Source organism: Paenibacillus sp. FSL R5-0407 (assembly GCF_038009185.1).
In the GTDB taxonomy this organism is placed as follows: Bacteria; Bacillota; Bacilli; order Paenibacillales; family Paenibacillaceae; genus Fontibacillus; species Fontibacillus vini.
On sequence record NZ_JBBPAX010000001.1, the window covers coordinates 2062707 to 2078134 of the forward strand.

Consider the following 15428-nt stretch of genomic DNA (forward strand, 5'->3'; position numbering starts at 1 on the left):
CCCTCTCACTTTCGCCCGGTCTAGCCCTTAACCGCTCCCGCCGTCATACCATTAACGAGTTGTTTCTGCAGCAGCAGGTAGAATATCAGGATCGGGATCAGCGCAATCGTCAGCGCGGCCATCTGCAAGGTGAGGCTGGCCGTTTCAATACCGACGAAATTCGCCAGGCCAAGCGGCAGCGTTTTGAGTTCCGTCGAGGTGATCAGCACTAATGCAAATAAGTACTCGTTCCAGTTATAGATAAAGTTCAATATAATAACCGTGGCCAAGGCCGGCCTAGTAATCGGCAAAATAATCGACCAAAAGATGCGGTATACCCCCGCGCCGTCCATGACGCCGGATTCCTCCAAATCTTTGGGGAACCCCCGCATGAATCCTTCCAGGATAAATACGGTCAACGATAAGTGAAATGCCGTGTAAGGCAAAATCAGCGACCAGTACGTATCCAGCAAATGCAGTTTTTGCATGATCAAAAATATTGGAATCAGGGTAGCATGGATCGGAACCAGCATCCCCAACAAGAATAGTCCGTAGGTCATTCCCTGAAGCTTGAATTTGAACCGCGACAGGAAATAGGCGGCAAGCGCCCCCAGCAGCACGGTAACAAGCAAGGAGACAAACGTAACGATCAAACTGTTTAAAAAGTACACGTTCATATTAGCGACTTCCCAAGCCTTTGCATAGTTCGAAAACTGCAAAACTTTCGGGAACGAAAACGGATCTGCCGCATATTCCTGTTCCTTCTTGAAGGAGTTGACTACCATCCAAAAGAGAGGAACTATATTAATAATAGCGAACAGGCTTAAAAAAGTGTATGCGAAAAACTGAAACAGCCCGGATTTTCTCCTCATGGCGCAATCCTCCCTTCCTTATGCATCTTTCTCCCGGCCAAGCCGGTTGATGAGTGAAATGACGATCAGACTGAACAGCAATACCAGAATGGACACCGCACTGCCGTAGCCGTAGCGCATGTTGATAAAGGCGCTATTGTACATATAGATCGTCATGACTTCCGTCTGATGCGCAGGTCCGCCGCCCGTCAAAATCTGAATCAGGTCAAAGACGCGGAAGGAGTTGCTTATACTGTAAACTACGCCTACCATAATCGTTCCCCGGACCATAGGGATCGTAATCCGCAGGGTCCGTTTCAATCCGGTGGCCCCGTCCAATTCGGCGGCCTCGTTGACTTCTTCCGGAATATTTTGCAGCGCGGCCAGGAAAATAACCATATACAAGCCGCAATTTTGCCAAATATACGCAATACTGATCGACAGCATCGACCATTTCGAATCAACGAGCCAGTTCTGCTGCCAGCCGTCCAGCCCGATCATCCCCAGCAGACTATTCAGAAAGCCGTATTCCGTATTGTACACCATCCCCCAGATCAGGGAGACCATGACCGAAGAAATAACGACCGGCATAAATCCGATGGTCCGGAAAATTCCTGAGCCCTTCAACCCGCGGTTGAGCAGCAGCGCCAGCAGCAGGCCCAGCGGAATTTGACCGACCAGGCCGGTCACCATGATGATGACATTATTTTTTACCGACAGCCAGAAGGTGTCGTCGCTCAAAATTTTCACATAGTTATCAAGTCCGGCAAAAGACATGGAGCCGATTCCGTTCCAATTCATCAGTGAGTAGTACAAGGACAACCCGATCGGAACGATGGCAATACCCAGATAGATGATCAGCGCCGGAAACAAACCGAGGAAAATGGCAAATTTGGTCCCTCTTAGCGTTTGCATCGGGGATTCCTCCTTTTCTTCGCACCCTTGGCCTCCAAGCCCGATGAAACAAGAAAACCCGGAATGCTCGGGTTTTCTTGTTTCATCGGATTCAAACGTCAGGGTGATGGATATGTCCGTTGTTTAGTTCATGTTGTCGAAAGCTTCCTGGACTTCCTTGGCCAGTTCTTCAGGCGTACCGTGTTTTACGGTCAAAGCCTGAAGCCCGTTTTGCAGCACATCGACGACCTGAGTCGGAATCACGCTGTCGAATACCGGCGCCGTACCGTTACCCGTCAATTCCAGCATCTCTTTCAGGTACTTGCTCGCATCTTCCGGCACATCAACCTTTGCCGGCACGACAACGCCGTTACGGATCAGTTCTTTATACAAGTCCTCGCTCACGAAAAATTTCAAGAATTCTTCGGCAGCAGCCCGTTTTTTCTCATTCAGTTCGCTCTTGATGGCAATGCCGTATTGAACGACGCCCGCACTCTTGGCCGGTTCGCCTTTGCCGCCCTCCACGCTCGGGAACAGCGCAATGCCGAACTTGTCCCCTTCATCGTTGTTGATCCGCACCCGTGCATCAACAGTGGAGGAAGAAATATGCATGGCCGCTTTACCCTGGATAAAATAATCCTGCCCTTGTACGGAGTCCATGTTATTGGCATCGGTATTGAACGCGCCCAGTTTGGTCAGTTCATCAATGACCGAGAGCGCCTTGACGAATTCCGGATCGGTGAATTTTGCTTTCTTCTCCAGAACGGCCGGCAAGAAATCGCTGCCCGTAAACCGGTCTCCGATGATCGAAATATAGGAAGATTGCAGCGGCCATTGCTCCTTGTTGCCGAGGGAAATCGGCGTAATGCCTGCTTCTTTCAGCTTTTTGACCGCGTCGATGAATTTGTCATAGGTGTCAGGGAAGGTATCGTATCCAATTTGCGCAAACATTTCTTTGTTGTAGTAAATAATATCGACAAAGGTTTGCTTGGTCGGCACCGCATATTGTTTGCCGTCAACATTAAATCCGGCCAACGCGCTCTCCGGCAAAATGGAAGTCCAATTTTCCATCAGGTCGTTAATCGGCTCAAGCAAGTTACCATCAACTAGCGGATCCAGGTCCGCGCCTGGCCATACTACGTTGATGTCCGGCAGGTTATTGCCCGCGGCGAGCGTGCGGAGCTTCGTTTTGTACTGAGCGGAAGGTACGCCGTCCTGTTTGATAACAATGTTCGGATGCTGTTTCTCGAATTCAGCGATCCGCGCCTTATACACTTCGTTATCGACGTTCGGGGATGTCCACGGATGCATCATGTTCAATGTGATGGTTTCCGTTTCCGAGCCGCCTTTAGAGGAAGCATTGTCTCCTTTTCCGCAAGCTGCCGTAAAAATCGCCAGCAACGCGACCAGTCCCAAAATTACCGCCTTTTTGCCTTTGTTTGTTTTGATCATAACCAACCCTCTTTTCTTAATAATGAAATTCGGTTTAGAACCTAACAAGACATGATCTATTTATTGTCTTGACTCGTTATGTTTCTATTATAAATGGTCTGTTATTCGCTCTATATCCCATGAATCTTTGATTATATCCGAAAAATCAAGATGAATGTGGAAGTTTCGGCGACTTTAGAATGGCCGTTTTGTGGCTTTACGTTATATAATGTAATACATTGTGTAATAACCATGAAAACAGATGTAATATAGTAAGCGTTTTCAAGTTGTTTTCAGGAAGAACCGCTTGCCGCGGTCGTTCCCTGCTTACGTTTCTATTAGTTTTCCGGCTCGTTGAGAATATAATCCACAAGTTCCTCAAGCGGCACCGTCGCCAAGGCGATCGCCGTATCGGTAACTCCATAGTAGATATACAGCAAGCCGTCTTTTACCACGTTCCCCGTCGGGAAAATTACGTTAGGAATCTGGAACCCAAACTTTTCGTAGTACGTCTCCGGCTCCATGATGAAATTCTTCGTCCGCGCAATGATTTTTTCCGGATTGTCCAGATCGAGCAGCATCGCTCCCACGCGGTATACGATTTCGTCGTCCACGCCGTGATACAGCACCAGCCATCCGCGGTCCGTCTTCACCGGCGGCGTCGATCCGCCGATTTTGCGACATTCCCAAGCCGGGTTTTCGCCTTTGGCGAGCAGCTTCGGCTCTTCCCAATGAATGAGGTCGTCGGAATAGGTAATCCACATGCCCGCTTTTTCCGTACCGTATGCTTCGCCTACATATTCCTCCGGCCGACGCAGAAGCACATATTTGCCGTTTATCTTTTCAGGGAACAAAATATTGTCCCGGTCGTTAATATCAAGCGGTGTCGTATCCGTCAGGAACTCCCAGTCCACCAGATTTTTGGAGGTAAGGATCGAGGAACGGGTAAGCCAATGGCCTTCCTGCTCGCCCCAACCGTCCGGATATTCCGGAATCGAACGCTCGGGCACGCCTCTGCCGGTCGGATAGTAACTCATGGCGCAAGGACGCAGCGCGTAGTTCAAATAAAACGTATCATCGATCTTGACGATGCGCGGATCCTGGACGCTGCCGTAGGGGAATCCGAGCATGTCCGACGTAACGATCGGCTCGTCCTTCACATGCGTGAAATGCACGCCGTCTTCGCTTTCCAGCAAGCCGAGAAAGTTTTTGCACGGGGTCAACGACCCGGCCGTCCGCTCGATCATGTAGAACTTTCCGTTATCAATAATGACCGCAGGGTTGAAAACGGTTACCATTCTCCATTCGTAACCCCCCGGTACCACAATCGGATTGTCCGGATGTCTCTCAATCTTCATCTGTATGCCTCCTCATGTAAACCATAAAAGTTCTATGAGCCAAACCGCTGCAGCACCCGACGAAAAGGTCGGTTATCGGCACCGCGTGAGCTTGGCAATGTCTTATAGGGTTATTATAGAACGCTTTCTTATTGCAAAATATCCTGTGAACTTTAGAAAACATCTGAATAATAGGGCTGGTTTTCGGGCGCTCCGAACCGGTGATAGAAGAGCCGCAAAAAGTAAGGGATTTGAGGATAACTTTGGCAGATGGAGCCTGATGCAGGCTTAATTCGAGACGTTGCACGCTGGGGAGGCAAAGCGGTGGATGAGTCGGACCGAACGTTTCGTACACACGATGACATGTTGGACACGGGCTATTAATTTACTTGGCGTGGCAGGCACGTCAGTAGTTTCGAGATAATCCGAGAGTTAATAACCCTGATTACAATCAAACCAACTTCCGATGACTAAAAGTAACTCCGCGCCTAAACTAACCCTTCTAAATCTAAAATCACCTTATTAATCATGAGTAACCTTAAGCTCCTCCGTCACTAGCCCAAATGCCGAAAATACTTGGCACGACTGATCTAATGACATCCAACCTGTTTCAGTAATCTTCCGCTCACTTTAACCAAAATCAACTAGAATACGATGAATCACACGTTTGGGGTAGTCGGGAAATCAGGGACGTTAGGACGTTGGGGACGTTGGGGACGTCAAGTCAGGCATGTCGGGCATGTGGTCATGTCGGTTACATTGATCGCTTTAGTCGCATTAGTCAGATTGGTCACATTGGTTACTTTGGTTAATTTGACGGATTAGTCACATTGATCACTTAGGTCACATAGGTCGCATTGGTCACATCTGTAACTTTGACGGATTGGTCACATTGATCAGCATTGGTCACTTAGGTAACATGAGTCATATTGGTCACGTCGGTCTCGCAGTATCTAACGGACACAGGAGACCTTATTCGGCTAAAAAACAGAGGTTGGATCGGCTAACGGACACAGATGACGTTAAACACCCTTTTTCGCAGGAAAACAGGGAAATCCAAACCATTTAAGGGCTCTGGTGTCCGTTAAATTCCTTAAACGGTGATTTTCCGGAGTTTAGCGTCTCTCATGTCCGTTAGAAAAAGATACAGCCGGGATAAGTGGCAAAATGGCGTTCCACCCCGGCTTCCGACGATGAAAATATCGTAACTCGGCATATTTTTAGATGGTTGCACCTATCTAAACGCGTAATTTTATAACGATGCAATACTAGGCTACGAGACCACCACAGCAGGAATTTTCTAACGGACACAGAAGACCTTATTCGGCTAAAAAACAGAGGTTTGATCGGCTAACGGACACAGGAGACGTTAAACACCCTTTTGCGCAGGAAAACAGGGACATCGCGACCATTTAAGGGCTCTGGTGTCCGTTAAATTTCTAAAACGGTGATTTTTCGGAGTTTAGGGTCTCTCATGTCCGTTAGAAAAAGAAACAGCTTGGACGAGGGGAAAATGCCGTCTCGGTGATGTCCGTTAGAAAAAGAAACAGCCGGAACGAGAGGCAAAAATGCCATCCCATCCCGGCTGTCCAACGGTACTTCTAATTCCAACGCAAACTATGCGTCATAATTTACGATGTAGCTCTGCAACTCAGTGTTATAGTAGCCGACACTGTATTCGATAATGTTCCCTTGTTCATCGCGGGAATAACGGCTGCGCTTGAGCAACGGAGCTCCTTCGGGCACTCCCAGGATCTCCGCGATTTCACGGCTAGCGGCTGCCACGCCGAACTCGTCCCGGAGATTGTCGAGGGACAATCCCTGTTCTTCAAGCAGTTCGTAGAGCGATTGATCATTCAGGTCGGACAACGTCAGACCTTCTTCCAGATCGCTGCTCAAGAAATGCTCGTAATAAATATATGGGGCATCGTCCAGATAATAGAGACGCTCCAGCTTCAGGCAGGTCTCGCCGAACAGCCGATGCGGTTCTGTTCCCGGCACAGTCCGCCCGGCTTCCGCCCGAAGCCACTGCTTCTTGATCCGGTGGCCGGACTCGACCAGAATCTCCGTGAAATGTTTCCATTTTGACAGCTTGGAAGCCGCTTTATTCCGGATTACCTTTGTGCCCTTGCCGCTGCCTTTTTCCAGATAGCCTTCCTGGACGAGTTCCTGGATCGCACCGCGAACGGTAATTTTGCTGACGGCGAATTCCCTCTCCAACAGAGGCTCCGACGGAATGTTGCTCCCCAATGGATATACACCGTGCAAAATCCGGTCCTTCAAAATTTGTTTGATCTGCAAATATAACGGCCGGTCTTTTCGGGACAAGCTCACTTTAAAATCCACTACCTTTCCACATCGCCTATCGTACTCTCCATGGCCCGGAAAACATCTCCCTCCGAAGCCATCGGCGTATCTCCAGCCACGGTATGGGCCAGCATGCCCGCCACCGCCGCAAAATTCACGGTCCGCTCCGGCTCGAATTGCTCCAGTTCCCCATGAATAATGCCGCTGGCAAAGGCATCTCCTGCCCCTATTCTATCATAGACGGAAAATGTCAGTCTCTCCGAAAACGCAAAGCGCCCTTCTTTGAACAAAAATCCGCGCAAAGAGTGGGAGTTATCACCGTGGATATCCCGGTGCGTCCCGGCAATCGCCGTGATACCGTATTGTTTCGCCACCGCCGGAATCAACTCGGCTAATCTCTCTTCCCGCCCTTCGGCAGCGCTGCCCATTCCCAGCGTGAGCATGGCGTCCTTTTCGTTCATGAACACAATGTCCGCAAGCCGCAGTATCTCCTCATAATGCGGTCTGGCCTCGCTATGGCCTTTTTCTCCCCATAGAGAAGGACGGAAATTGCAGTCAAAAATAACTTTGCCTCCCCGACCCTTGACGGCTTTGGCCAGGTTTATCATGTGGCCTCGGACTCCGTCGTTCATAGCCAGCGTGATGCCGCAGAAGTGTACCGCATCTATCGATTCGGCAATACGTTCAAAATTGTAAGTACCTTCCGGCGACGTATTGAAGCTGCTTTCCAACCGGTTAGTATACGTTACCCGGCTTGGACGAGCCCCAAAGCCGTTCTCCAAAAAATACAATCCCAAGTAGTTTCCACCGCGAAGAACGAACTCCGCCTCAATGCCTAGCTTCCGCAAATATGCTGCAGCCGCGTCGCCTAGCGGACCCAGGGGCAAGCGGGTTACCAATAACCCCGTATGCCCGAAGCGGGCCAAGGCCGAGGCAACATTCACTCCGGTGCCGGAGAACGAATAATTCAAGGTGCTGGCCTGTGACAGCATATCATGCCCCGGCACCTGGAGACGCATCATTACCTCGCCGAATGCAGCTACCCGCTTAGGCATATTCATCCGCCAGCTTTTTCATGGTGCCGAGCAAGTCCTGCACATCCTGTATATTGGTATTTCCGGATTCCTTATCGATGATGGAAGAATACACGTGAGGGATGACTTGCTGCACTCCCGCTTCCAGGGCGATCCGCAAAATCGGCTCGAAATTGTCCATGTCGATGCCGCCCGTCGGCTCCAGCGCGAAGCCGGCTTCGGCGCATGCCGCCGCAACGGCGCGGTACTCATCTTCACGGCTAAGGCCTTGCATCGGAAAATACTTCAGCGCGTTTCCGCCCATGTCGCGCACCAGTGCAATCGCAGACGCTACCGGTACAATCGCAGCCTCGCTTTGTGCCGCGCTGACCGGCCCTGTGGAGATGTTCACGTATCCGACGCGTCCCGTTGGGGACACCAAACTGTTGATCCAGCTGTCCTTGTCGCCGAGATTGGCGCGGGTCGCTCCCACGGCCGGAAACACCTGGTTGATATGGCTGCCCGGATAATGCTTCGCGATCTCGGCCACAACAGCGGCTTGACGATTGTCGCCGGCGCCGAGCCCGATGGATACCGCTTCGTCGATTTCCTTGCCATAGGCTTTCATGGCGGTCACGGCTTCCTCTACCGTAGGATAAGCCTTGGACAGAACGCCCACCAGGACATGCCCCTCCGCCGCTTCAAAAACTTCCTTGGCATTGGCGATATCCTTCGCCAACACGTTCAAGGCGACGCGCCCTTTGTAAAAACGCTTTTCGATCTGTGACATGCTTATTTTCCCCCCGTCAATAATTTACGCAATTGTTCCTCTATAACTTGATTGTCGTCCCCGAGCAGAGGCCGTGGATCGATGTCGAAATATCCTTGACGAACTCCATAGTCCCGCGTATAAATCGCGATTTCACCATTTTGGAGTCCCGCCGCAACTTCTTTGGCGGTCGTTCCCGTCTGTTGCGGATCGATATGAATGCGGCCCCGGTAGATCGCTCGGCCCGCTTCGTCCTGAACGATCGTCACCTTCACGCCGGGAATGTCGTTTAGCGGGGACAGCGCTTCGAGAGAGGCTTTTTCCTGCTCGCTCTTGTCTACTTTGACCAGATACTCGTCGAGTGCCTGAAGCAGGCCGAAGCTTGTTTCCTTGCCTACCTTCATACTTCTGCCGATGCCGTGCAATTGGACCTTCAGCCAATCGATATAAGTACGTTTCCCCGCTACGATTCCGGAGGTCGGTCCTTCAATCGCTTTGGAGCCGCTATAGATCGCAAGATCGGAACAGGTCACGTATTTGTGCAGATCCTCTTCGGCCGCCGCGTCCACGATGAGCGGAACGCCGTTCTTTTGCGCCACGTCCCAGGCTTCCTCGACGGAAATCATGTTCTTTTGAACCGCATGATGAGATTTTACATACAAAATCGCCGCGGTTCTCTCCGAGATGGCGTCTTCGATATGCTCGGCCCGGCCTTCATTGGCGTAGCCGACTTCCAGCAGACGCCCGCCGCCCAAATAGACCATCGTCTCCACCGGGGCGCCGTACTGTACATTGTGGCCTTTCAAAATGATGATCTCATTGCGGGGAATAATCTCCTGATGCAGCCGTTCGCTGAGCCGCCGGTTCCCCCGGGTCACAACAGCCGCAACGGACAATGCAATCCCGCTGGAAGCGGAATTGACGATGACAGCCGCTTCGGAACCAAGCGCCCCCGCGATATGATCGCCCGCTTTGTCGACCAGATCGGCGATTTCAACATAGTTCTGTCCGCCCTGCTTCATCGCTTCCATTACCGTATCGGTCGGTGCGGACACGCCTAAAATACTCATGCGCCCGCTGGCATTAATCACTCGCTTAAGCCCGTATTTCGCATTCAATGAATTCCCCATTTGTCACAACTCCTTTTGCTTGGATAATTTGATTCGCCGTTCTCTGTTCTCCTTCCGAATCGGTCAACATGACCGGACCGTCGGCTAGAGTGAACAGAGTCAGATTCGCGGTGTCGCCCGCCCGGATGCGCCCCAGTTCCGGCTTGCCCAGCCAGGCAGCGGCATTGACGGTTACCATGCCGATGATTTCTTCGAGGGAATACCCGAGAAGCAGGAATTTGGACAGCACATTGTCCATGCTGTATACTGGCCCGTTCAACCGATTGCCGCGGTAAATGTCGGTACTGATCGTATCCGGTGCAATCCCGTGACATTTGGCCGCCTCGGCCACCCGGAACGAAAAGCTTGCCGTACCATGCCCCACATCCAGATGAGCTCCCCGCGACATCGCATCGGTAAGCACCTGGAGCGGATGACCTTCTGCATCGAACAAATTGTTCGCTTTTCCGTTGAGATAATGAGTTATGATATCTTTTCGCGCCAAAAGCGGAATTACCTCCCGAATATCCGGCGGTCCCGAGCCGATATGAACCATGAGCGGAAGCCCCGTTTCTTCGGACAGTTCCCTCGCGACGCGCAGCGGCTCGATTCCGCTCTCACCGACCACACTCCGGCTGATGCGCGCTTTTAAACCGACGATGGATTCGCCGAATTTGGCGATGGCATGTTTGGCCCGTTCCCGGTCGATCCACGCCATTTGCGACAATTCGTCGATGCGGAGCAGGCCGATGCGGGAAATATTTAGAAACGCCAGTACGTTCGTCTTGGCTTGTTCCCCGCTCCGAATCAGATCCGCGATCCGGTCCGCTCCGCAGCTTCCGGCATCGACGATCGTCGTGACGCCCTGCCGGACGCCGATCTCATCAATCTCGTCCCCGTAAGGATGAAACTCGGGAAACGCATGAACGTGCATATCGATCCAGCCGCTGGATACATACGTGCCGGTGCCGTCATACTCCCGCGTTGCGCGGCCTTTTCCAGGCTCGGTGATCTCCGCGATCAGCCCGTTCTCGATCACGATATCGATCTCTTCCCCGCTCACGCGTTTGACGCGGCGCAGGACCCATGAATCTGTCATGATCTTCACCCTTTTCGATATAACATTATAATGTTTACAATAACACCATCGTTACCTTAAGTAAATATAACGTTATAATGTTTGTGATTTAATTAGACTTGCTTTTCTGAATCTATTCAGCAGCAATAGTAGTAGACTCCGTCTCAATGTCAAGCTCAAACCCGATTTCAAACATACGCTTCCATGGAAAATGGAGCCGTTGGAGCCTGATCCGACCTTCCGGAATATCCCCGAAGTACTGCTCGGCTGCGCGGTTCATTTTATCGGTCAAAATACTATGCACTTCGTCCAAACAATGTCCGATCACATAATAGCTTGCATCCAGCCGGGGCAGATCGTGTTCCAGCATATCCTGGCGGACAATAGACTGATAAATGAAATCCTCAACCAGGCGCTCATAGTAAAATTTCCGGCTCTCTCGAACGATTTCGGGATAAGCTGCCGATTCCGGGCGTTCCAAATAATACGAAATGATCACGAAATGGGCGATCACTGTACCGAGCGTATTACCGGATGTGTTCCATCCCGCATAGGCGGTCAACTGGTCTAGCAAACCTTTTTTCTTCAGCAAATTTATTAGAACCGGATCTCCACCGTTGCACGTCGCCACGTCACCCAGAGCAACATGCTTGCCCTTTCGCAAGTAAGCTTCCATCCTTTCGACGATCTCCCGATAATGGATTTCGGAAAAATAAGAACGATGCCGCTCCCTAAAAGGAATCTGCTCCGCCATGCCCGCTTGATCCACTGCCGGGGAATGGACAATCAGCACGAATGGAGTATCGCCGGAATGATCCGCCAGCACGGCCCCGGAAGCGGTTAGATGGGATTTCACACTCTCGTTCAGACTGCGGTCCTCATATTTCGGCTTGATCCACGGCCCCTTTGTCGAGGAATACCGCACATAAATCTCCGGCTTGTACTGTTTCAATTCGCAAAAAATATGCGCAAACATCGTGCAGCCGATCTCATCGGCACCGGGATATATCATCACGCGGTCCATGATGCCCAATTCCTCAACCCGGCAGATCAGCATCTGCTGCTCTTTTGGGGAAAAGCCATACTCCGAATTATCGTCGAGCGGAATGATCAGGTGATCGATGATCCCTTCCTCCGCCAGCTTCAACGTGTAATGATTCACCTGCTGATTGACGCCCCGGCGCCCGACGAAATCATTCAGATAAGGCTCCGGGATTAGTGTTTTTAGCTGTTCAAGCTCCATACGTTCGTTATCATTCAGTTGGTCGCGTTCCGCCTTATCGGTCAAGAAGCTGTATTTAAAAATCTGGCCGCCATGAAATTTATAATAATCCGGCTCTTCCTCATCCTTATTGTTGTTCGGCACCCGCATAATCAGATTAAAAGCGTGAATCCAGATCCCCGGATGGCGCTCCTTGATTTCAGTCAGCACGGACAAACGTTCCAGGCATTCCTCAAACGTCAAATGATGCAAGCGGGACGGTACGATTCCGCCATAGATCAGCAAATCAATGGATACGAGCAAATAGTCCGCTCCCTCGGCTTCGTGCAAAAGCCATTCCCGGACCGCCGCCGTATCGGCCGGTTGTTTTTTGCGGCCAAGCAGATGGATGTCCGGTACTGCGAGTTCCAGATCGGTCATTTCGGCAAGCCGCCGCGGAAACAGGTAATTGCACGGCCTTTCATCGAGCGGCAAGTAGACTACTTTTGGCATATGTTTATTCTCCCCTCCGGTTCAACTAATTAAATTATTATTTAAGCGCTTTCAGGAATTTATATGCTTAATATAATCTTAGCTCTCTCCGAATTAAAGGACTATCCCATAAAATTACGATAATATCCAAAAAAAAGAGATCAGGGCCTCTAACGAGCTCCCCGATCCCACGCTTCCAGCACTTGAATGCCTGCCAATACCGGCGAATCCGGCCAATGAATATATCGCTCACGCTCCAGTGCTCGCAGCCCATCAAGAATATCCTCTTTTCTTCTGCCGGTCATTCGTTCCAGTTCACCCATCATCGGCACTCGCCCCCGCTGCGTCGAGAAATTGAACAAAATACGCAGCAGTTTGCGTTCCAAATCAGGAAGCATGGCTGTCACGGCCCTTCACTTTCACAGGTGCATAAGCCAAAATATTGGACTTCCGGAAAGCCCTCGGCTCTCCGGTCTTTAAACAGGTCGCCCGCACCAGGTCCCCCTTTACCGCATGAACTTCAATTCGCCGCTGAGACACGTTGCCCGCCCGATCGATATAAATAATCTCGAGCAATTTTCCGATGTATTTTTCCACCAGCACCATCTCCAAATAAGAACGTTTGTTTGTATTATATGCGAACATTCGTTCTTTATTCAACAAGAAAAAAAATCCTTGTTTTCCGGAGTTAATCTGGACCTTAAATGCGTATGCTACATGTCCGAACTCAATTGGATCGATTTTCCTTATCAAGGATGTCGTTTAAAAGGGGCCATATTAACTTAAGTTATACATATGCGGATTTTCTACAGGAAGGGGTCGAATCGATATGTGGAAAGAAAGAGAACGTTATCGGAGTTGGGGAAAAGCCGTGCTCTGGATCAGCGCATTCGCTATCCTGCTGGCCTGTGGGTATGTGGTATATACTTTGTTTTCGGTGTATTGGGGATAGGTCCGAGAGTCAATGTACTAAATGGATAAAAGAGGCCGGCAATTGTAAATGCGCTAGCCTCTTTTCAATTAATAAGCTTTATATAACGAGGAAAAGGTACGCGAATATATTGTTCTATCAAGAGTTCCTCCTTGGTTCGAATCACGGAGTTGTCAGGAGTTTTGCAGCATGGATAATAATTGTTTTTGTAGACGATTCAAGGCAATTGCCGCCTCTTCCCGGGTCAAGGGATCACCTGGACGCGTTCCGTCAAACAGCCCTGTGGTTTGAGCCTCTGCCCAATCTTTGGCCGCCCATTCGCTGACCTGGTGAATATCCCGTTTCTCCACACGATTCCCCTCCTTTTCTTGTTCATTGGATGAGTTGAAAAAGCTAGCCTTCAGATCGCGTAAGCTCCCTCTATATTCGTTCAAATCGACATTTCCGGCGATCCCGGATACTTTGCCGCTGTCGCTGTACTGCCAGAAATCCCATCGTTTCCAAGCAGGCACGTCGTAAGGAACATTGGAACTGTAACGCGCGATCCAAAGGGGATATTGGCCCAGTGACGGTTCGAATTGCTGCGCAAAAGCATTTCCCGTATAGATGATCGGAACGATGCCGGTCAATTTCTGAACCTCTTTCAAAAAGGCGACCGCCACCGCATTGATCTGGGCTTTGCTAAGCCCCTTCGGGTTGTTTTCATAGTCCATGACGGGCGGCAGGTCGAAGGTAATGCCTGATGTTAGGATTGTACGCGCAAAATGCTGAGCCTGTTGTATGGCAGATTCCGGCGTCGTCGCATCCACGAAGTGATACGGGCCGATTAACAGGCCGGCGGCCTTGGCGCCGGAGGCGTTTATTTTAAACTGCGGATCCACCCAAGCTGTCCCTTGCGTCGCTTTAACAAAAGCAAATGATATGCCGTCCGCCTTGACTTTGGACCAGTTGATGCCCCCTTGCCAGTGAGAGACGTCAATCCCCCGTGCGTTACCGCTGTTTCTTGCCTGCATCGTTATTTTCCTCCTCGCTATCTCCGCTTTTCGATTGAAAAATCTTCACCGCGTTTCGCAGCACCCCCGGCATCGGTATGCCCATTCGCCCGACGTTTTCAATAATGGAAAGGAGCTCCGTCGCCAGATAAAAAAAGATGACGGCATCCCGGATATAATGCCCTTCCCCCAGAATGCCGTCAATCAGATGTGCGATCGACACAAGTATGAATATCGTAACTTTGCGAATAATTCCTTCGTGTCCGATCCGGCTGCGCAGCTCACCGTTCATCCACGCCGCCACCCACCCGGTAACCCAGTCGGCGGCCACGAAAACCAGCAGCACTTGTAGGAGGATAGAAAAACCGCCTACGGCGTAGCCCAGCACCGCCCCGAAAATAGAGGCCGTATTGGTGATGATGTGATTGATTTGGTCGTTCATGTTGGTTGCCTCCTTGATGATATTTGGTAATAGAAATGCCCCCGGGGTCGGGGGCATAATAAATACGCCTTGCGGCGTTCTCTGGTACTTCTCTCTTCTCTTATACGATCAAGTCTTGCTTACCTTCAGCGGTCAGGATCTCGTCGATGTCAACCTTATACTCTGGATAAAGAGGCACGATAACATCATATTGCATTTTGCCAATAATAATGCGCTTTGCGATATATGTTGCCATGACTATTCACCTCCCCTTGTGAGCAGCAAGAAGTCTATTACTTCCTGTGTTGCCTCCAATTCGCCCCTTAGTGCAGCAACCTCTTCATTTGCTGCACTTAATTGTTGTCTTAGCGCTTCGGCGTCCACGGGCGTAACAGGCTTCGGTTTATGCGCTTCACGGTACGCTAGGTATTCGGCTTCCGTGATCTGCGTTACATCCGCATGGCCGTCAAACCCTTCTTCCGTGGACGCTACAGCGAATTCGTTGTCAGTGTCGTTATATACCTGGGACCCGGCTATAAATTGGTCAAGATCCAGGCCTTTGTAGTCGTACTGGCCGAATGTCATTAAGTTTTTCACTTTATAAAACGTAAACATTTTATCCC

18 protein-coding genes are annotated in these 15428 nt (G+C 50.5%); 2 read left to right on the top strand and 16 right to left on the bottom strand.

Features of this window, described 5'->3' with window-relative positions:
* Positions 1–20: 20 nt before the first annotated feature.
* The 4 genes from NYE70_RS09865 to NYE70_RS09880 all read right to left on the bottom strand — a co-directional run bounded on the left by NYE70_RS09865 (position 21) and on the right by NYE70_RS09880 (position 4513).
* Positions 21–851 carry a carbohydrate ABC transporter permease gene (locus NYE70_RS09865; RefSeq protein ID WP_211019993.1) on the bottom strand — a complete coding sequence of 277 codons (831 nt, stop codon included), beginning with the start codon at positions 849–851 and terminating at the stop codon, positions 21–23.
* Positions 852–869: 18 nt separating this feature from the next.
* Complete coding sequence (locus NYE70_RS09870; RefSeq protein WP_341045834.1) at positions 870–1745, bottom strand: carbohydrate ABC transporter permease; 876 nt, start codon at positions 1743–1745, stop codon at positions 870–872.
* 123 nt (positions 1746–1868) lie between these two features.
* Entirely contained in the window at positions 1869–3176 is a 1308-nt protein-coding gene (locus NYE70_RS09875) for an extracellular solute-binding protein (RefSeq protein WP_341045835.1), read from the bottom strand.
* A gap of 317 nt (positions 3177–3493) precedes the next feature.
* Positions 3494–4513: a glycoside hydrolase family 130 protein gene (locus tag NYE70_RS09880; RefSeq protein ID WP_341045836.1), complete on the bottom strand. Its 1020-nt coding sequence runs from the start codon at positions 4511–4513 to the stop codon at positions 3494–3496.
* A 633-nt stretch (positions 4514–5146) separates the two neighbouring features.
* Here NYE70_RS09880 and NYE70_RS09885 point away from each other — a divergent pair.
* Positions 5147–5317 (top strand): hypothetical protein, encoded by a 171-nt coding sequence (locus tag NYE70_RS09885; RefSeq protein WP_341045837.1) that lies wholly within the window; start codon positions 5147–5149, stop codon positions 5315–5317.
* A gap of 792 nt (positions 5318–6109) precedes the next feature.
* On the opposite strand, the gene NYE70_RS09890 is transcribed toward NYE70_RS09885, so the two are convergent.
* The 8 genes from NYE70_RS09890 to NYE70_RS09925 form a co-directional block, all read right to left on the bottom strand.
* On the bottom strand, positions 6110–6826 hold the full coding sequence (locus NYE70_RS09890) for a GntR family transcriptional regulator (protein WP_341047566.1): 717 nt from the start codon (positions 6824–6826) through the stop codon (positions 6110–6112).
* An 11-nt stretch (positions 6827–6837) separates the two neighbouring features.
* Positions 6838–7854 carry a sugar kinase gene (locus tag NYE70_RS09895; RefSeq protein ID WP_341047568.1) on the bottom strand — a complete coding sequence of 339 codons (1017 nt, stop codon included), beginning with the start codon at positions 7852–7854 and terminating at the stop codon, positions 6838–6840.
* The gene (gene dagF, locus NYE70_RS09900; protein ID WP_341045838.1) at positions 7847–8602 is read right to left on the bottom strand and encodes a 2-dehydro-3-deoxy-phosphogluconate aldolase; all 756 of its coding nucleotides are present in this window, start codon (positions 8600–8602) and stop codon (positions 7847–7849) included. Before dagF ends, NYE70_RS09895 begins: the two co-directional genes overlap by 8 nt.
* Before the next feature lie 2 nt (positions 8603–8604).
* Entirely contained in the window at positions 8605–9711 is a 1107-nt protein-coding gene (locus NYE70_RS09905) for a DgaE family pyridoxal phosphate-dependent ammonia lyase (RefSeq protein WP_341045839.1), read from the bottom strand.
* On the bottom strand, positions 9677–10789 hold the full coding sequence (locus NYE70_RS09910; RefSeq protein ID WP_341045840.1) for an amidohydrolase/deacetylase family metallohydrolase: 1113 nt from the start codon (positions 10787–10789) through the stop codon (positions 9677–9679). The genes NYE70_RS09905 and NYE70_RS09910 overlap by 35 nt, the downstream gene beginning before the upstream one ends.
* A 112-nt stretch (positions 10790–10901) precedes the next feature.
* A complete protein-coding gene (locus NYE70_RS09915; RefSeq protein ID WP_341045841.1) occupies positions 10902–12482 on the bottom strand; it encodes a DUF4127 family protein in 1581 nt (526 codons plus the stop codon).
* Between the two features lie 149 nt (positions 12483–12631).
* Entirely contained in the window at positions 12632–12859 is a 228-nt protein-coding gene (locus NYE70_RS09920) for a hypothetical protein (protein ID WP_341045842.1), read from the bottom strand.
* Positions 12849–13124, bottom strand: coding sequence for a hypothetical protein (locus NYE70_RS09925; protein ID WP_341045843.1), 276 nt, complete (start codon positions 13122–13124; stop codon positions 12849–12851). The genes NYE70_RS09920 and NYE70_RS09925 overlap by 11 nt, the downstream gene beginning before the upstream one ends.
* A gap of 166 nt (positions 13125–13290) precedes the next feature.
* Between NYE70_RS09925 and NYE70_RS09930 the strand changes: the two genes are divergently transcribed.
* Complete coding sequence (locus tag NYE70_RS09930; RefSeq protein ID WP_341045845.1) at positions 13291–13413, top strand: hypothetical protein; 123 nt, start codon at positions 13291–13293, stop codon at positions 13411–13413.
* Between the two features lie 152 nt (positions 13414–13565).
* Here the strand turns inward: NYE70_RS09930 and NYE70_RS09935 are convergent, their stop codons facing one another.
* The 4 genes from NYE70_RS09935 to NYE70_RS09950 form a co-directional block, all read right to left on the bottom strand.
* Positions 13566–14405, bottom strand: a complete 840-nt coding sequence (locus NYE70_RS09935; protein WP_341045847.1) for a glycoside hydrolase family 25 protein — start codon at positions 14403–14405, stop codon at positions 13566–13568.
* Positions 14383–14826, bottom strand: a complete 444-nt coding sequence (locus NYE70_RS09940) for a phage holin family protein (RefSeq protein ID WP_341045848.1) — start codon at positions 14824–14826, stop codon at positions 14383–14385. The genes NYE70_RS09935 and NYE70_RS09940 overlap by 23 nt, the downstream gene beginning before the upstream one ends.
* 100 nt (positions 14827–14926) lie before the next feature.
* A complete protein-coding gene (locus tag NYE70_RS09945) occupies positions 14927–15061 on the bottom strand; it encodes a hypothetical protein (RefSeq protein WP_341045850.1) in 135 nt (44 codons plus the stop codon).
* A gap of 2 nt (positions 15062–15063) precedes the next feature.
* The gene (locus NYE70_RS09950; protein ID WP_341045851.1) at positions 15064–15420 is read right to left on the bottom strand and encodes a hypothetical protein; all 357 of its coding nucleotides are present in this window, start codon (positions 15418–15420) and stop codon (positions 15064–15066) included.
* Positions 15421–15428: the final 8 nt, after the last annotated feature.

What these genes read in the sequence shown, in the direction of transcription:
- NYE70_RS09865 (WP_211019993.1), bottom strand. Translation starts at nt 851, where the DNA reads ATGAGGAGAAAATCCGGGCTGTTTCAGTTTTTCGCATACACTTTTTTA.
- NYE70_RS09870 (WP_341045834.1), bottom strand. Translation starts at nt 1,745, where the DNA reads ATGCAAACGCTAAGAGGGACCAAATTTGCCATTTTCCTCGGTTTGTTT.
- NYE70_RS09875 (WP_341045835.1), bottom strand. Translation starts at nt 3,176, where the DNA reads ATGATCAAAACAAACAAAGGCAAAAAGGCGGTAATTTTGGGACTGGTC.
- NYE70_RS09880 (WP_341045836.1), bottom strand. Translation starts at nt 4,513, where the DNA reads ATGAAGATTGAGAGACATCCGGACAATCCGATTGTGGTACCGGGGGGT.
- NYE70_RS09885 (WP_341045837.1), top strand. Translation starts at nt 5,147, where the DNA reads ATGAATCACACGTTTGGGGTAGTCGGGAAATCAGGGACGTTAGGACGT.
- NYE70_RS09895 (WP_341047568.1), bottom strand. Translation starts at nt 7,854, where the DNA reads ATGCCTAAGCGGGTAGCTGCATTCGGCGAGGTAATGATGCGTCTCCAG.
- dagF (WP_341045838.1), bottom strand. Translation starts at nt 8,602, where the DNA reads ATGTCACAGATCGAAAAGCGTTTTTACAAAGGGCGCGTCGCCTTGAAC.
- NYE70_RS09905 (WP_341045839.1), bottom strand. Translation starts at nt 9,711, where the DNA reads ATGGGGAATTCATTGAATGCGAAATACGGGCTTAAGCGAGTGATTAAT.
- NYE70_RS09910 (WP_341045840.1), bottom strand. Translation starts at nt 10,789, where the DNA reads ATGACAGATTCATGGGTCCTGCGCCGCGTCAAACGCGTGAGCGGGGAA.
- NYE70_RS09915 (WP_341045841.1), bottom strand. Translation starts at nt 12,482, where the DNA reads ATGCCAAAAGTAGTCTACTTGCCGCTCGATGAAAGGCCGTGCAATTAC.
- NYE70_RS09920 (WP_341045842.1), bottom strand. Translation starts at nt 12,859, where the DNA reads ATGCTTCCTGATTTGGAACGCAAACTGCTGCGTATTTTGTTCAATTTC.
- NYE70_RS09930 (WP_341045845.1), top strand. Translation starts at nt 13,291, where the DNA reads ATGTGGAAAGAAAGAGAACGTTATCGGAGTTGGGGAAAAGCCGTGCTC.
- NYE70_RS09935 (WP_341045847.1), bottom strand. Translation starts at nt 14,405, where the DNA reads ATGCAGGCAAGAAACAGCGGTAACGCACGGGGGATTGACGTCTCTCAC.
- NYE70_RS09940 (WP_341045848.1), bottom strand. Translation starts at nt 14,826, where the DNA reads ATGAACGACCAAATCAATCACATCATCACCAATACGGCCTCTATTTTC.
- NYE70_RS09945 (WP_341045850.1), bottom strand. Translation starts at nt 15,061, where the DNA reads ATGGCAACATATATCGCAAAGCGCATTATTATTGGCAAAATGCAATAT.
- NYE70_RS09950 (WP_341045851.1), bottom strand. Translation starts at nt 15,420, where the DNA reads ATGTTTACGTTTTATAAAGTGAAAAACTTAATGACATTCGGCCAGTAC.